General features: G+C 62.2%; 16 protein-coding genes. 4 read left to right on the forward strand and 12 right to left on the reverse strand.

All coding sequences use genetic code 11. The annotated features are described in order from the left end of the window. Positions 1 to 10: 10 nt before the first annotated feature. The 6 genes from CXR25_RS14080 to CXR25_RS14105 form a co-directional block, all read right to left on the reverse strand. Positions 11 to 1,300, reverse strand: a complete 1,290-nt coding sequence (locus CXR25_RS14080) for a thymidine phosphorylase (RefSeq protein WP_125240709.1) — start codon at positions 1,298 to 1,300, stop codon at positions 11 to 13. A 133-nt stretch (positions 1,301 to 1,433) separates the two neighbouring features. Beyond that, positions 1,434 to 1,928: a cytidine deaminase gene (locus CXR25_RS14085; RefSeq protein WP_096146004.1), complete on the reverse strand. Its 495-nt coding sequence runs from the start codon at positions 1,926 to 1,928 to the stop codon at positions 1,434 to 1,436. Positions 1,929 to 1,956: 28 nt separating this feature from the next. Further along, on the reverse strand, positions 1,957 to 3,240 hold the full coding sequence (locus CXR25_RS14090; RefSeq protein WP_009885341.1) for an ABC transporter permease: 1,284 nt from the start codon (positions 3,238 to 3,240) through the stop codon (positions 1,957 to 1,959). Position 3,241: 1 nt separating this feature from the next. Further along, positions 3,242 to 4,474, reverse strand: coding sequence for an ABC transporter permease (locus tag CXR25_RS14095; RefSeq protein WP_009885342.1), 1,233 nt, complete (start codon positions 4,472 to 4,474; stop codon positions 3,242 to 3,244). Then, positions 4,471 to 6,096 (reverse strand): ABC transporter ATP-binding protein, encoded by a 1,626-nt coding sequence (locus tag CXR25_RS14100; RefSeq protein WP_009885343.1) that lies wholly within the window; start codon positions 6,094 to 6,096, stop codon positions 4,471 to 4,473. The genes CXR25_RS14095 and CXR25_RS14100 overlap by 4 nt, the downstream gene beginning before the upstream one ends. A 74-nt stretch (positions 6,097 to 6,170) precedes the next feature. Then, the gene (locus tag CXR25_RS14105; protein WP_029417792.1) at positions 6,171 to 7,241 is read right to left on the reverse strand and encodes a BMP family lipoprotein; all 1,071 of its coding nucleotides are present in this window, start codon (positions 7,239 to 7,241) and stop codon (positions 6,171 to 6,173) included. A gap of 304 nt (positions 7,242 to 7,545) precedes the next feature. On the opposite strand from CXR25_RS14105, the gene CXR25_RS14110 reads away from it, so the two are divergent. The 4 genes from CXR25_RS14110 to CXR25_RS14125 all read left to right on the forward strand — a co-directional run bounded on the left by CXR25_RS14110 (position 7,546) and on the right by CXR25_RS14125 (position 12,170). After that, entirely contained in the window at positions 7,546 to 9,387 is a 1,842-nt protein-coding gene (locus tag CXR25_RS14110) for an ABC-F family ATP-binding cassette domain-containing protein (protein ID WP_069600662.1), read from the forward strand. A gap of 22 nt (positions 9,388 to 9,409) precedes the next feature. Beyond that, positions 9,410 to 9,754, forward strand: coding sequence for a TraR/DksA family transcriptional regulator (locus CXR25_RS14115; RefSeq protein WP_096146002.1), 345 nt, complete (start codon positions 9,410 to 9,412; stop codon positions 9,752 to 9,754). A gap of 119 nt (positions 9,755 to 9,873) precedes the next feature. Then, the gene (locus CXR25_RS14120) at positions 9,874 to 10,905 is read left to right on the forward strand and encodes an acyltransferase family protein (RefSeq protein ID WP_125240710.1); all 1,032 of its coding nucleotides are present in this window, start codon (positions 9,874 to 9,876) and stop codon (positions 10,903 to 10,905) included. A 218-nt stretch (positions 10,906 to 11,123) separates the two neighbouring features. Further along, complete coding sequence (locus CXR25_RS14125) at positions 11,124 to 12,170, forward strand: homocysteine S-methyltransferase family protein (protein ID WP_125240711.1); 1,047 nt, start codon at positions 11,124 to 11,126, stop codon at positions 12,168 to 12,170. A gap of 33 nt (positions 12,171 to 12,203) precedes the next feature. Here the strand turns inward: CXR25_RS14125 and CXR25_RS14130 are convergent, their stop codons facing one another. The 6 genes from CXR25_RS14130 to gndA form a co-directional block, all read right to left on the reverse strand. Next, positions 12,204 to 13,046 carry a formate/nitrite transporter family protein gene (locus CXR25_RS14130; protein ID WP_101583404.1) on the reverse strand — a complete coding sequence of 281 codons (843 nt, stop codon included), beginning with the start codon at positions 13,044 to 13,046 and terminating at the stop codon, positions 12,204 to 12,206. Positions 13,047 to 13,230: 184 nt separating this feature from the next. Continuing rightward, positions 13,231 to 14,574, reverse strand: a complete 1,344-nt coding sequence (locus CXR25_RS14135) for an MFS transporter (protein WP_101583403.1) — start codon at positions 14,572 to 14,574, stop codon at positions 13,231 to 13,233. A 130-nt stretch (positions 14,575 to 14,704) separates the two neighbouring features. After that, positions 14,705 to 16,282, reverse strand: a complete 1,578-nt coding sequence (locus CXR25_RS14140; RefSeq protein WP_096168007.1) for a class I adenylate-forming enzyme family protein — start codon at positions 16,280 to 16,282, stop codon at positions 14,705 to 14,707. 131 nt (positions 16,283 to 16,413) lie between these two features. Then, the gene (locus CXR25_RS14145) at positions 16,414 to 17,571 is read right to left on the reverse strand and encodes a PucR family transcriptional regulator (protein WP_096168003.1); all 1,158 of its coding nucleotides are present in this window, start codon (positions 17,569 to 17,571) and stop codon (positions 16,414 to 16,416) included. A gap of 49 nt (positions 17,572 to 17,620) precedes the next feature. Beyond that, positions 17,621 to 18,763 (reverse strand): pyridoxal-phosphate-dependent aminotransferase family protein, encoded by a 1,143-nt coding sequence (locus CXR25_RS14150; RefSeq protein WP_069600666.1) that lies wholly within the window; start codon positions 18,761 to 18,763, stop codon positions 17,621 to 17,623. A 65-nt stretch (positions 18,764 to 18,828) separates the two neighbouring features. Continuing rightward, entirely contained in the window at positions 18,829 to 20,364 is a 1,536-nt protein-coding gene (gene gndA / locus CXR25_RS14155; protein WP_096145998.1) for an NADP-dependent phosphogluconate dehydrogenase, read from the reverse strand. Between the last annotated feature and the right edge of the window lie 16 nt (positions 20,365 to 20,380).

Raw genomic sequence — 20,380 nt, forward strand, 5'->3', positions numbered from 1 at the left:
CGCGACCCCCTCAGGTGATCTTCTCGAGCACGATCGAGTCGGAGACCTGACTGAGGTCGCCGCCGATCTCGACGGCATTCTCCAACGATTCCATGGCCCGGGAGAAGCGTTCCGGTGTGGCCGTGTGCAGGGTCATCAGCGGCTGACCGGCGGTGACGGTATCGCCCGGTTTGGCGTGGAGTTCGATACCGGCCACGTCCTGGACCGGATCTTCCTTGCGCGCCCGTCCGGCGCCCAAGCGCCAGGAGGAGACTCCGACCGACAGGGCATCAAGTTTGCTCAGGACGCCTGACTGCGGGGCTGTGACAACCTCGGTGTGTTCGGCGACAGGCAGCGCGGCCTCGGGGTCACCGTTCTGCGCCCGGATCATCTTCTTCCACACGTCCATGGCCCGACCGTCACCCAGGGCCGCACGCACATCGATGTCGGTCTTGCCTGCCAGACGCAGCATCTCCTCGGCCAGCGCCACGGTCAGGTCAACGACGTCGGAGGGGCCGCCGCCGGCGAGGACCTCGACGGACTCACGGACCTCGAGTGCGTTGCCGACTGTGAGCCCCAGCGGGGTGGACATGTCGGTCAGCAGCGCCGAGGTCTTGACCCCGGCCGACTGGCCCAGGTCGACCATGGTCCGCGCCAGCTTCTGCGCCTTGGGCAGGTCCTTCATGAAGGCACCCGATCCGACCTTGACGTCGAGGACGAGTCCTTCGGTGCCTTCGGCGATCTTCTTCGACATGATCGAGGAGGCGATGAGCGGAATGCAGTCGACCGTCGAGGTGGTGTCGCGCAGTGCGTAGAGCTTCTTGTCCGCCGGTGCCAAGCCGGAGTCCGCGGCGCAGATGACAGCGCCCAGGTCCTCGAGCTGGTCGAGGATGGCCTCATTGCTCAGGCCCGCCTGCCAGCCGGGAATGGACTCAAGCTTGTCCAGGGTTCCGCCGGTGTGGCCGAGGCCGCGGCCGGAGAGCTGCGGGACGGCGACATCGAAGACCGCGACGAGTGGGGCCAGCGGCAGGGTGATCTTGTCCCCGACTCCCCCGGTCGAATGCTTGTCCGAGGTGGGACGGGTCAGGGAGGAGAAGTCCATCCGCTCGCCCGAGGCGATCATCGCCTGAGTCCAGTCCGCGATCTCGCGCGGTTCCATGTCGTTGATGAAGATCGCCATGGCCAGGGCGGCCATCTGCTCATCGGCGACGACACCTCGAGTGTAGGCATCGATCACCCAGTCGATCTGCTCTCTGCTCAGGGTGCGGCCATCGCGTTTGGCGGCGATGACGTCGACGGCATCGAATGCCTCTACGCTCACAGTGTCAGTCCTTCATTCTCGGGGTGTTGCCGTTCTCAGGATTCGGCCATCGTCGGGAAGTGACCGTTCTGATGGTCACAACTGATCGCCGAGGTGGCGCTGGGCCGGCGGGGCCACCTCGGCGATATCGGGGTCAGTGCTTGGCGGAGCCGGTGCCCTGCGCATCGGGATTCAGATGGTCTGGGCCGAATGCTTCGGGCAGCACCGCCGACATGGGTGCTCTGCCGCTGGGCATGTTGAGCACCATCTCGGTGCCGCCGTGTTCGAACAGGAGTTGGCGGCAGCGTCCGCATGGGGCCAGGGTCGCCCCCGCTCCGTCGACGCAGTCGAATGCCACGATTCGGCCGCCGCCGGACATGAACAGGTCGGAGACGAGTGAGCATTCGGCGCACAGCGTCACCCCGAACGAGGCATTCTCGATATTCGCGCCGCTGACGATGCGGCCGTCATCGACGAGGGCGGCCGCACCCACGGGGTAGGACGAATACGGGACGTAGGCGAAACGCATCGCCCGCATCGCCTCATCGCGCAGCAGCGACCAGGTGTCCTCGCTCAGGTCGGCGACCGAGGCGGGTGTGGGTTCCACGCTCCACACGTGTTCAGAGGCTTCGACATCTGCAGAAGTCATAGGGGGATACCTCTCTCTTGGGGTTGGATTATTTCACGTACGGCACGCCTTCGGCCGCCGGTGGGCGGACCCGGCCGACGAAACCGGCGACGGCGAGAACCGTGACGATATAGGGAAGCATGAGCAGCAGCTCGTTGGCTACCGGTGTTCCGATGGACTGCAGGGTGTTGCCCAGGCTCTTGGAGAAACCGAACAGCAGGGCGGCCAGCAGAGCGCCCTTCGGGTTCCATTTGCCCAGGATCATCGCGGCCAGCGCAATGTATCCCTGGCCGGCCGACATCTCCTTACCGAAGGCCAGGCCCGATCCGACGGTGAAGAAGGCACCGCCGAGTCCTGCGATGGCACCGGCCATGAGGGTGTTGCGTACGCGGGTGAAGTTGACCTTGATGCCCACGGTGTCGGCTGCCTTCGGGTGCTCACCCACGGCCCGCATCCGCAGGCCCCACTTCGAGCGGAACACGAAGATCTGGAGGGCGATGACGACGACGTACATGATGTAGACGAGGATGTTCTGGTCAAAGAGCACCCGCCCCAGGACGGGGATGTCTGAGAGCAGCGGGACCGGCAGGTTGGGCAGCTGCTGCCGCGCGTTCCACAGACCGGGGTTCTCCGACAGCACCGTCGAGTAGAGGAAGCTGGTCACACCGACGACGAGCACGTTGAGGACGACGCCGATGATGATCTGGTTGACCCAGTACTTCACTGCGAAGAATGTCAGGACAACGGCCACGAGAGCACCGGCGATCGGTGCCGCCAGGAGTCCCGCGTAGGGGTTCTTGGCCACTGATGCGACGACCGCGGCGAGGAAGGCACCCGCCAGGAGCTGACCTTCGATGGCGATGTTGATGATGCCGGAGCGTTCACCGACGAGACCGCACATGGCGCCGAAGATCAGCGGCACCGACAGTGCCAGGGCACCGGCCAGCAGCGTCGTCAGCGGGATCACTCCGCCGCTGCCGCCACCGGCCCACGCGAGGAAGGACACGACGAAGAGGATGCCGAAGACCATCGGGAACCACGAGTCGAGGGCGACTCGCTTCGTCGCGAAGTAGATCGAGGCTGCGGCCATCACGACGAGGATCAGTGACAGCACGAGTCCGGCGACGGTTGAGGAGACGACCACATCGGGGATCGCGAACAGGTCTCCGCTCGTAGCGATTCTGAACGTCGTCTCTCCGTCTCGGCCGATGATGCCGAAGAAGACGAGGGACACGACGGCCAGGATCGTATAGACGATCGGGAACTTCCACGAGATCGGGGTCAGTGACTTGGACTGGGACGCGGGCTGTGCCGCAACGGTCTGAGCAGTCATGTCAGGCCTCCTTCCGCTTGAGCACCGGTGTGGGCAACCGGAAGATCGACCTCACCAGCGGTGGGGCCGCAATGAGCAGAACAATGACGGACTGGACGACCAGAACGATGTCGATGGGCGTACCGGTCTGTGACTGCATGAGATAGCCGCCGGCCTTGAATGCGCCGAAGAGCAGTCCGGCCATGAAGGTGCCCCAGGGTTTCGATCGGCCCAGCAGAGCCACCGTGATGGCGTCGAAGCCGATGGATCCGCTGATGCCGCCGGTCAGTTTGCCCTCTGTGCCAAGCACTTGGGCGGCTCCGCCGAGACCGGCCAGAGCACCGGCGACGACCATGACGAGGATCGTCACCTTCGACACGGAGATGCCGGCGGTGCGGGCCGCGTGCGGGTTGGCGCCGACGGCCTTGAATTCGAACCCGATCGTTGACCGTTCGAGCAGCCACCATACGAAGATCGTCGCCAGGATGGCCAGAATGAACCCGAAGTGCAGCCGGAACGGCGGCGGCAACATGAGGAACATCTCCGAGGTGTCGTCGATCGCTCGGGACTGCGGGTTCGCCGAGGTGGTGTGCGTGAACCAGCTCTGCTTGAGCAGGTAGCCCAGCAGATAGCCCGCGATGGAGTTGAGCATGATCGTCACGATCACCTCGTTGGCTCCGGTACGTGCCTTGAGCACACCGGCGATGCCTGCCCAGATTGCTCCGCCGATGATGCCGCCGATGGCTGCGATGAGCATGTGCACGATGGGCGGGAGGTGGAGGGCGTAGCCGAGGAATCCGGCGATGGTGGCGCCGAGGATGACCTGGCCCTGACCGCCGATGTTGAATAGACCGCAGCGGAAGGCCATGGCGATGCCGAGTCCGGTGAGGATGAGCGGGGTTCCGCTGACCAGGGATTCGGTCAGGGGGCGAATAGCGCGTTCGGGAGTGCGGGCGTTCCAGTCGAAGATCGATCCGCGAAACAGCGCCGAATAGGCTTCGCCGACGGTGGAGAACAGGGTGGAGAAGAAGGCTCCTGGCGCGCCGAGGAAGTTCTGTGCCGCTGCGACGACTTCGGCGTTGGACACGGCGATGAGCACACCGCCGAGGAGGAGGGCGACCACGATGGACAGCACCGAGACCAGCCATGACCCGGACAGGATCTCCTGCAGCAGGTTCTGTTCCTTGCCCGGCTCTGCCTCGGCGGTCGGTGGTGGTGCCGGCGATGGCGCTGCCGGTGATATGTCAGTCGTCATTTGTTCTCCTCCGCCGAGGTGGTGGCCGAGTTCTCGTCAGTTGCCGCGGTGGCGGCAGGGTCGTCAGCCGCCGAGGTGGTGGCCGAATCGTTCTCTGGTGTCGCGGTGGCGGCAAATGCTTCGTCGGCCGGGACTCCGGCCATCATCAGGCCCAGGGCCTCGCGGGAGGTGTTCGCGCCGACGATTCCGACGATGCGACCCGAATACATGACGGCGATCCGATCGGCGAGACCATAGACCTCGTCGAGTTCGGTCGAGACGATGAGGCACGGGGTGCCGGCATCGCGTTCTGCGATGACACGTTTGTGGACGAACTCGATCGAACCGACGTCGAGGCCGCGGGTGGGTTGGCTGGCGATGAACAGGCGCAGCTCGCGGCCGAGTTCGCGGGAGAGCACGACCTTCTGCTGGTTGCCTCCGGAGAGCGTGGCGATCGGGTCGACGACGCTGCCGAGACGGATGTCGAATTCCTCGACCTTCTGCTTCGCGGCTTCCGTGATGACCGAGGTTTTGAGGTTGAGCCCCTTCGCGTACGGCGGACGGTCGTAGACGTCGAGGATCATGTTCTCGCGGATCGCGAACTCGGCGATGATTCCATCGGTCGAACGATCCTCGGGAACGAAGCCGATACCCGCGCCGAGGCGGTCCTTCACCGATTGCCCGACCAGGTTCTTCCCGTCGAGAGTCACCGTGCCCAGACGCGGTTCGCTCAGGCCGATGATGGTTTCGGCCAGCTCTGTCTGTCCGTTGCCCTGGACACCGGCGACTGCGAGGATCTCGCCGCGGCGGACGTCGAAGCTGACGTCGTCGACGACGACATTGTCTGCCTTGTCGACGACGGTGAGGTTGCGGACCTGGAAGGTCGCGTCACCGGGATCGGCTGCGTCCTTCTCTGTCGTCAGCGACACGGCACGGCCGACCATCTGGCTGGCCAGCTCCGCCTCGGTGGATTCTGGGGAGGCAACGCCTGTGATCTTGCCGCGGCGGATGACCGTAATGGAGTCGGCGATCGCGCGGACCTCACGGAGTTTGTGGGTGATGAAGACGATCGAGGTGCCCTGCTCCTTGAGCTGGCGCATGATCGAGATCAGCTCGTCGGTCTCCTGCGGGGTGAGCACCGCAGTGGGCTCGTCGAGGATGAGGATCTTCGCGTCCCGAGACAGAGCCTTGATGATCTCGACTCGCTGCTGGGCACCGACGGGGAGATCTTCGATGAGAGCATCAGGGTCGATGTTGAAGTTGAAGCGAGAGGAGATCTCGGTGACCTTCTTGCGCGCTTCGGCGAGGTCGATGAGTCCCAGGGACTTCGTCGGCTCATAGCCCAACGCCACGGATTCGGCGACGGTGAACACGGGCACGAGCATGAAATGCTGGTGGACCATGCCGATACCGGCGGCCACTGCGTCCCCCGGCCCGGCGAAGGTCACAGGCTTGTCGTCGAGGAGGATCTCTCCCCCGTCGGCGTCGTAGAGTCCGTAGAGGACGTTCATCATGGTGGATTTTCCAGCGCCGTTCTCACCCAACAGAGCATGGATCTCGCCCGGTTCGATGGTGAGATCGATGTGGTCGTTGGCCACGAACGATCCGAACACCTTGGTCATCCCGCGAAGCTCGAGTTTCACTGCTTCCGGTACTCCTCACAAATTCGAAAACTGCAGGGCCGAGAATTCTCGACCCTGCAGTTTAACCTGTTCGCTTATTTCGGCGAGTTCTCGGAATCCACGGTCAGAGAACCGTCGATGATCTGCTTCTTGAGCGTCTCGACGTCCTTCTTCACGTCTTCGGGGACCTTGTCGTCGAAGTCGTGGTAAGGAGCAAGTCCGACGCCTTCATTTTCGAGAGTGCCGACGTAGGGCTCAGAGCTGAAGTTGTCCTTCTGTGCCTCAGACACGGTGTCCTCGACAGCGTTCGCGATCTGCTTGACCACCGAGGTGAGGATGATGTCACCGTATTCGGTGGACTCGTAGCCGTCGGAGTCGACCCAGACCAGTTTGACGTCCTTGGCTTCCTTCGCAGCCGCTGCGGCGCCGAGGCCCACAGGTCCGGCGACGGGCATGATGACGTCGGCGCCCTGGGAGATCAGCTGCTTAGTCAGAGCCTGACCCTGTCCCTGGTTCTCGAAGTCACCGGAGAAGGAGCCGTCCTGCTTCTTCTTGTTCCAGCCGAGGAGTTTGACGTCCTTCTTGTTGTCTTCGTTGAACTTCTCCACACCGTCGGCGAAACCGTCCATGAACACGGTCACGGAAGGAATCTGGATTCCTCCGAAGGTGCCGACCTTTCCGGACTCGGAGGATGCGGCGGCAACATAACCAGCGAGGTAGGCGGCCTCTGCGGTGTTGAAGACGAGTGGCTTCGCGTTGTCGATGGTGACTGGCTTGCCGTCAGCATCGGAGAACGTCGAGTCGATGAGGGCGAAGTTGAGGTCGGGGTTGGCCTCGGCGGCTTCCTGGATCGAGTCTTCGAGGAGGAACCCGACGCCGAAGGTCAGATTGCAGCCCTGCTGGACCATGTTGTCGACGTTGGGTCCGAAGTCGGCGTCGCCCTGCGACTCGGCCAGCTTCTCCTGTATGCCGAGGTTGTCCACCGCTGCCTGCAGGCCCTCACGTCCGGACTGGTTGAATGACTGGTCATCCCAGCCGCCGGAGTCCGAGACCATGCAGCCGAGGAAGTCCTCGGCATTGGTCTCGCCGCCGCTTCCTGATCCACAGGCGGAGAGCACGAGGGCAGATGCGGCGGCAATCGACACCGCAGATACGAGCTTCTTCACGTTTACTCTTTTCTCAAGTTACTCAGGACCAGCCCTGGCGTCGATCGAGGCACAGAGTCCTCCGCCGAATTTGTGAAACCACTGGATGATCACTCATATTTCAATGAATTTTCCGTCAGTCTAATGCAACACAGGCCCATATCAGGGGCCTCTAGCATCTGATTCGACGACACCGATATGAAAACGCAACATAACTTCATGTTGGCGTCTCCCCCACCTGCCCGCGGAGACTGTTCGTCACCAGCCCGGAGACTACGTGCACATGCTGGTCCCAGGCCGCTCGTGCCCTAAGCTAGAGGGCGATATGGCACATCTTCTTGGGGCTGAAGCCCTGCACCTCGAATACCCCACCCGCATCGTCTTCGACTCCGTCACGCTCGGCGTCGACGCCGGAGACATGATCGGCATCGTCGGCCGCAACGGCGACGGCAAGTCCAGCCTGCTGGGCATGCTCGCCGGCACCATCGAACCCGATTCCGGCCGCGTGACCTACCGCGGCGGAATGCGCCTGGGGATGCTCAGCCAGCGCGACACCATGGACTCCGAGGCGACCGTCGGCTATTCCGTCGTCGGCGACATGGACGACCACGAATGGGCTCGCGACGCGAAGGCCCGCGACATCATCGCAGGCCTCATCGCCGACCTCGATTGGCATGCCACCATCGGCAGCCTCTCCGGAGGTCAGCGCCGCCGTGTGGCTCTGGCCGCGCTGCTCATCGGGGACTGGGATCTGCTCATCCTCGATGAGCCCACCAACCACCTCGACGTCGACGGCATCTCGTGGTTGGCCAAACACATCAAGAACCGGTGGTCGAAGAACTCCGGGGCTCTGCTGCTCGTGACTCACGACCGGTGGTTCCTCGACGAGGTCTGCACGAAGACGTGGGAGGTCCACGACCAGATCGTCGAACCCTTCGAAGGCGGATACGCCGCCTACATCCTCCAACGCGTCGAACGCGACCGCATCAACGCCGCCACAGAGCAGAAGCGCCAGAACCTCATGCGCAAGGAACTGGCATGGCTGCGCCGAGGTGCTCCTGCCCGAACCTCGAAACCGAAGTTCCGGATCGAGGCGGCAAACCAGCTCATCGCCGATGTGCCAGAGGTCCGCAACCCGATCGAGCTGAAGAAGATGGCGACCGCCCGCTTGGGCAAGGACGTCGTCGACCTCCTCGATGTGTCCTTGAGCTTCGGTGACCAGCAGATCCTCGACAATGTCACCTGGCGCATCGGTCCCGGCGAGCGCACCGGAATCCTGGGGCCCAATGGTGCCGGCAAGTCGACACTGCTCAGTCTCATCTCCGGGGATCTCGAACCGGACGAGGGCAGAGTCAAGCGCGGGAAGACCGTGAAGGTCGGTGTCCTCGATCAGCAGTTCAAGGAACTCGACGCCATCGGCGGACAGAAGGTGCGCGAAGTTCTCTCGGAGTCGAAGACGAGCTTCAACATCGAAGGCAAGGACTTCACTCCGGCACAGCTGTTGGAGCGCCTCGGCTTCGCCAAGGAGCACCTCTCGGCCCGAGTCAAGGAACTCTCCGGAGGACAGAAGCGCCGCCTGCAGCTGCTGCTCCTCCTCATGTCCGAGCCCAATGTCATCATCCTCGATGAGCCGACCAACGACGTCGACTCCGATATGTTGGCCGCAATGGAGGATCTCCTCGACTCCTGGCCGGCCACCCTGATCGTGGTCTCCCACGATAGGTACCTGCTCGAGCGCGTCACCGATCAGCAGTACGCGATCCTCGATCACGGCTTGCGGCACGTCCCCGGTGGTGTCGACGAGTATCTGAAGCTGCGTGCCGAGGGCGCCAAGTCCGGTGGGTCCGGGAAGTCGGGCGGAGCCAGCAAATCGGGTGGGAGTTCGTCGAACTCCGGCTCGGCCGGCGCGAACTCCCCCGCTGATTCGGGCGCCGACGCGCTTTCTGGGGCCGAGGCCCGAGCGGCGAAGAAGGAAGTCTCCTCGATCGAGCGTCGCATGGACAAGCTCAGCAAGCGCATCGCCCGTGCCCACGATGAGATGGCCGACCACGACCAGACCGACTTCGAAGGGCTGCAGAAGCTCACCTCTTCCCTGCAGGAGCTCAAGGACGAAATGACCGAGCTGGAAGAGCGCTGGCTCGAAGCCAGCGAGGCTCTGGACGTCTGATCATGATCGGCGAGGAGGGCTGATGGTCGACTCGGATCGGGTGCGGGAGCTCCTGCGCAGCGAAGAATCTGAGACCCGGAGGCTCATCGCGTCTCTGTCATCGGACATCAAGGATCTCGCGGCGGCACGCGAGGGCGACAACAGCGACGACGAACATGACCCTGAGGGGTCGACGCTGGCCTTCGAACGCTCGCAGGCAGAAACTCTGCTGCGTCAGTCTCAGGAACGTCTGACCTCCATCGCCGAGGCGGAGCAGAGACTCGATGACGGCACCTTCGGAATCTGCACCAACTGCGGAAATCCCATCCCCGAGGTCCGGCTCGAGATCCGTCCCTACGCACCGACCTGCGTGGCGTGCGCGAGCTGAACGAACGGCTGCTTCCACACCGCACAAAGGACTCAGTCCGGGCCGAACACACCCTCCATTCCGCCTGACTCCGGCGCGTGACCTTTATGCTTCGGGCTCCAGCGAGCTATCGTGGCTGGGTGCCCACACGAGATCACAGACTGGACCGCGCCAAAGGCATCCTCATCTTCACCGTCGTCCTCGGCCACCTGCTGGCCCGGACTTCACCATGGGATGACGATGTCCTCCGTGCGCCGATGTACCTCATCTATTCGTTCCACATGCCGGCCTTCGTCTTCCTGGCCGGCATCACAGCGAAGTCGACGAGGCTGCCCGAACGCGTCCTGACATTCCTGGTGCTGCTGTTCACCGTCCTGCCTCTGCTGTGGGGATGGATGTGGGTCTTCGACCTCAATCCCGACTACGATCTCCTCACCCCGTTCTGGTACACGTGGTTTCTGCTCTCGATGGCCTGCTGGATCATCACTGTGCCCTTCATCGAACGATTCCCACGCACACTCCTCGTCACCTCGGTGGTGGTGGGGCTCTTCGGCGGCATTCTGCCGGTACTCGATATGGAGCTCTCGGCCTCACGATCGATGATCTTCTGGCCCTTCTTCGTCATCGGCAAGCTCTACGGCAAGCAGATTCTGGACTGGGCCGGGAGCCTGCACATCTGGCAGAAGCTGTTCTTCACGGCGGCCGCCTTCGGCGCGGTCGGCTACTTCTACCTCGATGAGGTCTACTACAAGTGGTTCTACGGCAGCCTCAACTTCGCCCACTTCGACGTCAGCATTCCCGAGGGCATCGGCATCCGCCTCATCGTCGACATCGGGGCCCTGCTCATGCCGTTGATGCTTCTCATGTGGGTCGGTGACAAGGACACGATCATTGCCAAGATCGGTCGAAACAGCCTCGCGGTCTACGTCCTCCACGGATTCGTCGTCCGCGGTCTCCAGCCCTGGCTCAGGGACATCGAGGACGTGCTCAACGCTCCGATGATCTTCCTCCTGTGTCTCGTCCTGGCGCTGCTCGCCACCTACCTGCTGTCCTGGGGCCCGTTCGAGAGAGGCCTGCGCTGGTACTCCTCGACCGTGACCCGCCTGCTGCTCACACCGTTTACGTCGTTGCGCGCGAAGCCGGGAAAGCACTCGGACAAGGCCTCCTCGTAACCCGTTGCCTCGGTGGCTGGTGTCGGCTGCAGACATCGGTGGCAGACCTCGGCAGCGAGCCTTGGAGTCGCTGACGGTGACTCCGATCGTCATATGACTTCTTTATGTCATTGTGACGTCGACCACATCGACGCGAGTGACTATTATGCGGGGAGCTTGGGTGCTCAACCTGAGCGCGTTCAATCGCCTGTCCTCTATCTTCATTACGGAGAGCGCCCATGACTACCAATGCTCTGACCCAACGCCTCGACGCCGGTCCTGTGATCTGCGCCGAAGGATTCCTGTTCGAACTCGAAAAACGCGGCTACCTGTCTGCTGGGGAGTTCGTGCCCGAGGTCGCGCTCGAATTCCCCGACGCCCTTCGTTCTCTGCACGTGGACTTCCAGCGTGCCGGCTCGGATATCGTCGAGGCCTTCACCTACAACGGACACCGCGAGAAGATGCGGGTCATCGGCAAAGAGGATCTGCTCGAACCGCTCAACCGCTCCGCACTACAGATCGCCCGCGGCGTCGCCGACGCCAAGCCCGGAAACTTCATGGCCGGAAACATCTCGAACTCAAACATCTGGGATCCCGAGAATCCGGACCGTCAGGCCGAGGTGCGGTCGATGTTCACCGAGATGGTGGGCTGGGCCGTCGACGAGGGTGCTGATCTCATCATCGGTGAGACCTTCTACTTCGCCGGCGAGGCCATCGCCGCGGCCGAGATCGCCAAGGCCAGCGGGCTGCCTGTCGTCCTCACCCTCGCCCCCATGGCCTTCCAGGAGATGGCCGATGGCGTCGGCATCGTCGAGACCGCGCAGAAGCTCGAACAGCTGGGCGTCGACGTCGTCGGCCTCAACTGCTTCCGCGGGCCCGCCACGATGCTGCCGTGGCTGAAGGAGATCCGCTCGGCCGTGTCCTGCCACGTCGGTGCCCTGCCCATCCCCTACCGCACGACCAAGGATGAGCCCACGTTCTTCAACCTCTCAGACCCCCGCGCCGAGGTGGCTTCCCCTCACGGTCGCACCTTCCCCACGGCTCTCGATCCGCTGCAGACGAATCGCTACGAGATCGGTGCCTTCGCGAAGGAAGTCCACGACCTGGGCGTCAACTACATCGGCGTGTGCTGCGGCGCGACTCCGATGCACATCCGTGAGGTCGCCGAGGCGGTCGGACTGACCACCGATGCCAGCCGGTTCTCGGAGAATATGAAGAACCACTTCATGTACGGAGACAACGAACGCCTCGCCGACAACGTCGTCGCGCTCGGCTCCACCGCCTGAGGTAGGCAATCAGCGGCGGTCGCCGGCCATCGCCTAGCTGGGCTGCGTCTCGAGATCTTCGAGGGAAACCGTGCCCTTGCGCAATGCTCGAAGCACACGATAGGTCCGAACCACCCGGGGCAGAGTGATGAGCAGCAGCCCGCCGAGCATGTTGAACGGGATGACGATTCCAAACCATTTCAGCAGATCCAGCATCGAGATATCCGCCCCGGCCAACATGGCCGCGAAGATGACGATCGCGTTGAGGGCACCGTGGAGCATGCCGAGGCCGATGAGCAGCAGACCCGATGCCATGCTGACGATGGCGAGGACGACGTCGTTCGAGGTGCCCTGTGACATCCGGGTGGACAAGGTGACGGTGGCACCGGCCAAGAGCGACAGCGCGATCATCACCACCAAGGATGGTTGGTCGATGTACTTCATGGCCGTGTCGATCATCGTCGAGTGGTAGTCAGGAAGCGCCAGAACCATCAGCCCGGCAAAGGCGAGACCCCCGACGAGGTTGGTCACCAGGGTCACCGCCCACAGGCGGACTACCTGAAGAACATTGGCCTGACCCGCGATCACGGCATTGATGGGCAGCAGAAACTCTTCGGTGAACAGCTCTGAGTGGGCAAGCCTCAGCGCCAGCAGACCAATGCCGAAGGCAAGACCGGCCAGCACGTCTGACCCCGTCGCCTGCTTGACCAGAATCATCGCCAGGATACCCAGGCCCACGTCGACACCGCCGAAGAACCCGGTCACAACGAGCTCCGGCCACTTCCGGTTCAGGCGCTTTGCCCCTGTGACCACGGTCGCTGTTGCCTCATCGACCAATTCGTCTTCGAGGTCGAAGTCATTCGTCCCTAGTCGCTGACGCTGCTCTCTCTGAGTCATTGCCACAGTCTATTTGTGAGACCTGTGCGTTTGTGGGCCCGCTGCGCACTGGGAACGATTCGCCCCCTCATTGCACACCAGGAGCGCTGAAACACCCCGTTGCAACGAGATGTTTCAGCGCTCCTGGTGCGTGGTGCAGCCAAGTGGCTACCTCAGAAGGACCGCCAACGCGGCGATACGCTGTTCAGGTGTCTGCCTTGTGCAGCAGACTGTCCTCGTCCGCAGGGACTGTCTGAACTTGCTCAGCCTTTTCGAAGTCTTCCTGCCGCAGGACCAAAAGCGCGATCAGCGAAATTAGGCCGGTCGCAACAAAGAAGTACCAAGGTGCTGTGATATCTCCAGTTGTGGAGATGAACCATGCAGCAATCAGGGGAGCACTTCCGCCGAAGAGAGCTACCGGCAAATTGTACGCAACAGCAATCCCTGTCGACCGGATCCTCGTTGGCAGCAACTCCGTCATCGTTGCATAGGTGGACGACGCATAGAATCCGAATGAAAGAGCGCAGGCCATGAGCGGGAAGAAGAAGCTCACTGGCGTGGCTCCAGGAGCCGCCAGGAAGAACCACAGCATCGACCCAGTAGCGGCGACTCCCGAAGTCAGCAGTATCGGCTTCCGTCCCCACCGATCTGACATCACTCCGCCGATCGGCATGACGGCTGCTGACAGCAGACATGCAACGATGACGAACCAGAAGCGCACGGACCCCGAGAACTGCAGAATCTCGCTGATGAAGGTCGATGCATATGTGAGCACGAGGTAGAAAATCGACGCATGGACTGTAATGATGCAGAACACCAGCATGATTGCGCGCATCCAGGACAGTGTTTCGCGCAAAGGCGCCTTTGAGCTCTCCCCTGCGGCTACTATCGCTTGGAACTCAGGGCTGTCTTCGAGCTTCAGCCGAATGTAGATCGCGACCAGCCCCAGCACACCTGCAAACAGGAACGGAAGCCTCCACGCCCATGCGAGCATCGACTCCGTACCGATGATGGCTGATAGCCCGTTCGCAACGAGGCTCCCCAGAAGGAGCCCCAGGACGGCTGTTGTCATGAGCCAACTTGTCGAATGACCTCGCTTGCCCGACCCGGCGTATTCGGCGATAAAGCTGGTCACAGTCCCGATCTCCCCTCCTGCCGAAAAGCCTTGGATGCAACGGAGGAGAATCAGAAGGATCGGTGCTGCGACACCGATAGTGCTATAAGTCGGCAGGAGCCCGATACAACAGGTGGATCCGGCCATGAGTATCAGGACGATCAGCAGAGTCTGCTTCCGGCCAATCTTGTCCGCCATGGGCCCGAAGAACAACCCGCCGAGGGGTCGGATGAAGAAACTCAGGGCAAATACGGCAAAGCTGCTCAGCAGGGACACCGTCGGGTTCTCGGAGGCAAAGAATAACTGCCCCATGTACACGGCCAAGAACCCGTATATTCCATAGTCGTACCACTCGATGACGTGCCCGGTCACGGCACCGGCGAACGCTCTCTTTCGGCGTTGGCCGCTGACTTCCTGTATCTCGATTTCGCGCATGGTTCTACCTTTCTCAGACGCGTCGCTGCGTCAACGAGGAACGTCATGACATTGGGCCATAACGCGGAATTGCTGCAATCATCTGCTGGGACGAGTCGGAGCCGAGCTCGGCTCGACAAGCCCGTGACTCTCAGGACTCGGAGGCGCCGATCTTGAACCGGCGGATCTTGCCCACGCTTGTGCGTGGGAGTTCATCAATAATGTGCCATTCCCGAGGACGAGCCGAGGGCGCTAGATTCTGCTCAGCCCAGGTCGACAAACTGTCGATGTCGAGTTCTTTCGCACCACTCCGCGCGACAACATAAGCGTGCGGAACGAAATCTCGTATCGGATCCGGAGCGGCGATGACAGCGGCTTCCAAGACACCTGGCGCCTGAGCAATCACGGCTTCCACTTCGGTCAGGCTCACGTTCTCCCCCGAAACCTTGACTACGTCGTCGACCCTGCCGACGAATGACAGATCCCCGATCTCGTCCGATTTCGCCAGATCACCGGTCAACAGCCATTCGATGCCTGAGTCGTCAGTCAGAAAACTCCGAGACGTCGTGACCGTATCGTCAAGGTATTCGAGAAACAGGTCCTTGCCGCGGGTACCTGCCACAGCAATCATTCCGGGCGCTTCCCCTGTGACCTCGTCCCGAGTCACAGGGTCAAGCAACTTCACATCTCGACCTGGCAGAGGACGACCGATCCGGTCTGGCCGGGGAGGCTGCGAACGATCGTATGAGACTATCGCGATCGTCTCTGTCATGCCATATAGCTGTCTGGGCAGCACCCCTGTCAGTTGACCGAATTCCTGATGATGAGCAGGTGCAAGATTCTGCGCGTACCAGACATGTTCGAGTTTGAGAGGCTCCATGGCACCTGGCGTGCGCGCCAGAATCATCCGAATCGGAGCAGCAAACAGACTGGCGTGAGTGACCTCAAGTTCTCTGGCCTGCTCAACCCAACGACTGGCAGAAAAGCTCGCCGTCATGGCGACCGATGCCCCCACCCTGATCGCCGAGGCGAAACAATAGTACTGCGCATTCGCATGGAAGAGCGGCAGGGTCACGAACCACCGATGATGTGGCTCCAGCGCAGCAGCCTCGGCCATCACCGTCGCGACATTGAGATAGTTTCCCTGAGTCAGCACCACACCTTTAGGCTGTGAAGTCGTGCCTGAGGTGAACATGACTGCCAAGCGATCTATGGGATCATGCGTCAGTTCAAGCGCCGAGGCCGAAGTGTTGCCTATCAGTGCACCTCCTGCGGAAAAGTCTGCCGAGGACTCGCCAAGTTCGATGATTGGCATCGTGACCTGCGATTGCGCGCCGGCTCGATAGTCGGCGGCTCTTTCACTGCTGCAGATGCCGAGGGCTGGCGTGACGCGACCGACCTGCGAGGCGATGTCTCGTGACGATGCGGCGGGGTCGGATGGAACCATCCACGCACCGATCTTCGCGATGGCCAACCAGAGTGCGACGAATGCTGGACAATTCTTCAGACACAGATGCACCGAATCTCCAGCATCAACGCCGTATTCATCGAGTGTGCCTGTGACCCTGTCGACGATGCTGGAGAATTCGCCATAAGTCCATTCGGAGATAGCTCCGTCGTCGTCACGAAACCTGAGGAACAGCCGTGCACTGTGCTGCGCCACGGTGTTGTCCCAGAGCAGTGAGAAGGTGTCTGCGGATAGGTACGGACTCTGCGAAATCGCGGTCATTCTGTGGCTCCACTGTCATCGTTGACGTCTTGTGAACTTGTTGATGGTCACAATCATTGCAGGTACCCCATTGAGCTGATACGTCGAAGTCTCCGAAGTTTCACGGTCAGAGTTAGAGAAAACTCTATAAATCAATCAGTGGGGTCCGTGTTTGCAGCGAATCCGCTGTCGTATGCCTCCAACGCCCACCGCAATCCGAATAGCTCATCGATTCCGTGCTCGAAGCCTCCAGTCAGATCGCTGAACTTCTGCAGACGGTATCTGACAGTGTTCTCATGCACGTTCAGTTCTTTCGAAGTCTGCCTCACAGACGACGATGCTCTCAGCCATGTACGAAGTGTTTCCAGCATGTCTCGGCCAGCGGCTGTGGCCGGACGGAGAGGACTTATGTACCGGTGGATCAGATATTCATTGATATCCGTGGAGTCCGGTACGGCCAGCTTCCAGGCATACGATTCCATACTGTGAATCCCTGACGGCTCTTTGCGTGCCAGCTTCCAGACCTGCTCACAGATTCGCGCCGACCTGACAAGGTGCACCAGTGGTCCGAACGGGCCGATCGCTAAGGGCACGTCCGAAACTGTCACGGTCGGGGTTCGAGCAACGATGGCGACAACTCGAAGGTCGATCTGCGCAACCAGAGCCTGGGCTCGAGCTGTCGAACCCGACGACTTCACATCACGGATGATCTTCTCTACGTCATGGCCAGCGGCCGGGATGGCCGCAACAGCATAGACTCCATCGATGTCCACATCGTATTTCTTCGCCCGCTGCCTGGTGTCGTCGTCAATGACGGAATCTGTCGTCAACTTACGCACCAATGAACCGATTTCAAATGACTGCTTCATCGCTTCAGTGCCCGCTCGGTAGCGGTACTCTGCCGCGGCGCCGGCGGTGAACCAATCACCGAGACGCCACAGCAGTGTGGCCCCATCCAGCGTGTTCTGGGGATCAAGACCGGCAGCTGTGGCCTTTGAGATAAACGACTCGTGCGTGGCGCTCAAGCTGATTCGGTAAGCCCGTATTATGTCCTCAATGGGCACGTTCTCGTCAATCCGCGCACGTGTAGTCGCCCTGTGCTCGGCATTCTCTGAGACTGCGGGAATCTGCCGAGAGATCAAGACGTCTACGGCGCGGCGGGCATTTGTCCTCACCGAGGCAAGCAGTTCATCTCGTGGTACCCCCACGTAGGTTGCCAGCTCGCCGTAGATCCGAGAGGCTGCAAGATCAGCAATGCTGTCTTCATCCTCTCGGATTCTGAGGGCGACTTCCGGCAGCGCCGAGCTCACGCCAGCTCTTTAGAATTCACCACGACAGTCCTGCGCGGTCGGTGTTCGATCACGACTGCGGCGTCACGCCGATCGAATCGAGCGCGGTTTCGAGACGGGTGATCGTGCCGTCGATGTCGCCGAGCTTGTCGAGACCGAAGAGACCGATGCGGAAGGTCGAGAAGTCCTCGGGCTCGTCGCACTGCAGGGGAACACCGGCAGCGATCTGCACGCCGGCTTCCTTGAACTGTGCGCCGGTGGCCAGCTTCGGGTTGTCCGTGTGGACGACGACCACGCTGGGCGAGGCGAACTCCGGTGTCGCGACAGAGGGCAGCCCGCGCTCGGCGAAGACCTTGCGGACCCGGTCGCCGAGTTCGAACTGTGCCGCCGAGAGCTTATCGAAGCCGAGCTGCTCGGTCTCCAGCATGATGGCGGCATTGTGTGCCAGCGAATCGGTGGGCATCGTCGCGTGGTACGGCGCCCGACCCTCTTCGTACTCGTCGGCGATGAACAGCCACTTCTTGAGGTCCATCGCGAAGCTCGTCGACGTGGAATCCTGAACGGCGGCGCGGCCTGCTTCGCTGAGCATGACGTATCCTGCGCAGGGTGAACCGCTCCACCCCTTCTGCGGAGCGCTGATGAGGACGTCGACACCCAGATCCGTCTGCGAGGCCCACACTGCACCGGAGGCGATGCAGTCGAGGACGAAGACACCGCCCACGCTGTGGACCGCGTCGCTGATCTGGCGCACGTAGTCGTCGGGCAGCAGCATTCCGGAGGCGGTTTCGACGTGGGGTGCGAACACGACTGCTGGGCGTTCGGACTCGATGGCGGAGACCACCTCGGCGATGGGTGCCGGCGACCAGGCCGACTGGTGCTCGTCGCTGCTCGGGGACGCCTTGAGCACCGTCGTCTCGCTGGCAATGGATCCGGCGTCGAGGATCTGTGACCAGCGGAAGGAGAAGAGCCCGTTGCGGACCACGAGGCATTTCTTGCCGGTCGCGAGCTGCCTGGCCACGGATTCCATGGCGTAGCTGCCACCACCGGGTACGATGGCCACGCTGTGCGCGTCATAGGCTTCGCGCAGGACGCGGTTGATGTCCTGCATGACGGATACAAATCGACCCGACATGTGGTTCAGTGATCGGTCGGTGAAGACCACCGAGTATTCGAGCAGGCCGTCTGGGTCAACATCTTCGTGTGGCAAAGTCATGCCTCCCACATTGCCATGTTCACGTGGTTTGGGCCACTACCGCGCAATTGCAGAGACGTCGCCCTTCACAGCTGCACTTCGCTGCGGTCACCCGACCACAGGGTGTGGAAGGTTCCCGCTCGATCTGCGCGCCCGTAGGTGTGGGACCCGAAGAAGTCTCGCTGCCCCTGCACCAGCGCTGCCGAGGACCGGGAGGTGCGGATGCCGTCGAAGTACGACAGCGCCGAGGCCAGGGCCGGAATCGGCACGCCGGCCGAGGCCGCGTCGGCGACCGTATCCCGCAGAGCCTGCTGCCCGGCATTGAGGGAATCCTGGAAATACGGATCGGCCAGCAGTGAGCTCAGATTCGGATCGGCGTCGAAGGCTTCCGTGATCCGGTCGAGGAATCTGGCGCGGATGATGCAGCCCGCCCTCCAGATTCTGGCGACTTCTCCGAGTTCAGTCTTCCAGCCGTACTCCTGTGCTCCTGCGGCGATCTCGTGGAAGCCCTGCACATAGGCGAGGATCTTTCCCGTGAACAGCGCTTGTCGCACGGTTTCGATGACCGTGTCACGGTCGACCGGCGCCGAGGTGGCGGCAGCGTCGTCATCCGCCGAGGTGGTGCTCGATGGACCGTCCAACGCCGTCCCGGAGGAACGCAGTACGGATACCGAGGACAGGGACCTGGCCGAGACCGCCTCGGCGATGGTGGCCACAGGCACACCCAGATCGAGGCCGGTCTTCACGGTCCACCCGCCGGTCCCCTTCGCCCCGGCAGAGTCGGCGATGACGTCGACGAACGGCTTTCCTGTGGCCGCATCGGTGTGATCGAGGACCTCGGCGGTGATTTCGATGAGGTAGGACTCGAGTTCTCCGCGGTTCCATTCCCTGAAGACCTCGGCGATCTCGGACGGAGTAAGGCCGAGCCTGCTTCTCAGCAGCGCGAAGGCCTCGGCGATGAGCTGCATGTCGGCGTATTCGATCCCGTTGTGGATCATCTTGACGAAGTGACCGGCCCCATCGGTGCCCACATGGGCGATGCACGATTCCTGGTCAATTTGTGCGCGATCCGCCGGTGCGCCGTTTCCGTCGCTGGACTCGGCACGTGCGTCACCGGTTGCGGCGCGTGCGGCGATGGGTTCGAGGATCGGTCGCAGCCTCGACCACGCGGATTCGGTGCCGCCGACCATCATCGACGGCCCTTCGAGGGCACCGACCTCTCCCCCGGAGATGCCGACCCCGACGAACTCGATTCCGGCCTGCCTCACGGCCTCACCACGAGCAATCGTGTCGGTGAACAGCGAGTTTCCGCCGTCGACGATGACGTCGCCAGGCTCGAAGACCTCGACCAGATCGCTGATCGCCGAGTCCGTTGCCGCGCCCGCATTGACCATGAGGATCGCCACGCGTGGGCCTGAGAGCTTGCTGGCCAGATCCGCCGGCGAGGAGGCGACGAGGAATTCCGCGTCGGGATGTTCGACTGCCAGTGCCTGAGCGCGGTCGACATCGCGGTCGTAGACAGCGACTCGTGCGCCGGACCGAGCGGCCAGGTTTCGTGCGAGGTTTCGTGCGAGGTTCGAGCCCATCACTCCGGTGCCGATCACGCCCACTTCTGCGGTCATACCCAATCCTCTTCCT

Source organism: Brevibacterium aurantiacum (assembly GCF_003932995.1).
GTDB classification, from domain to species: Bacteria; Actinomycetota; Actinomycetes; order Actinomycetales; family Brevibacteriaceae; genus Brevibacterium; species Brevibacterium aurantiacum.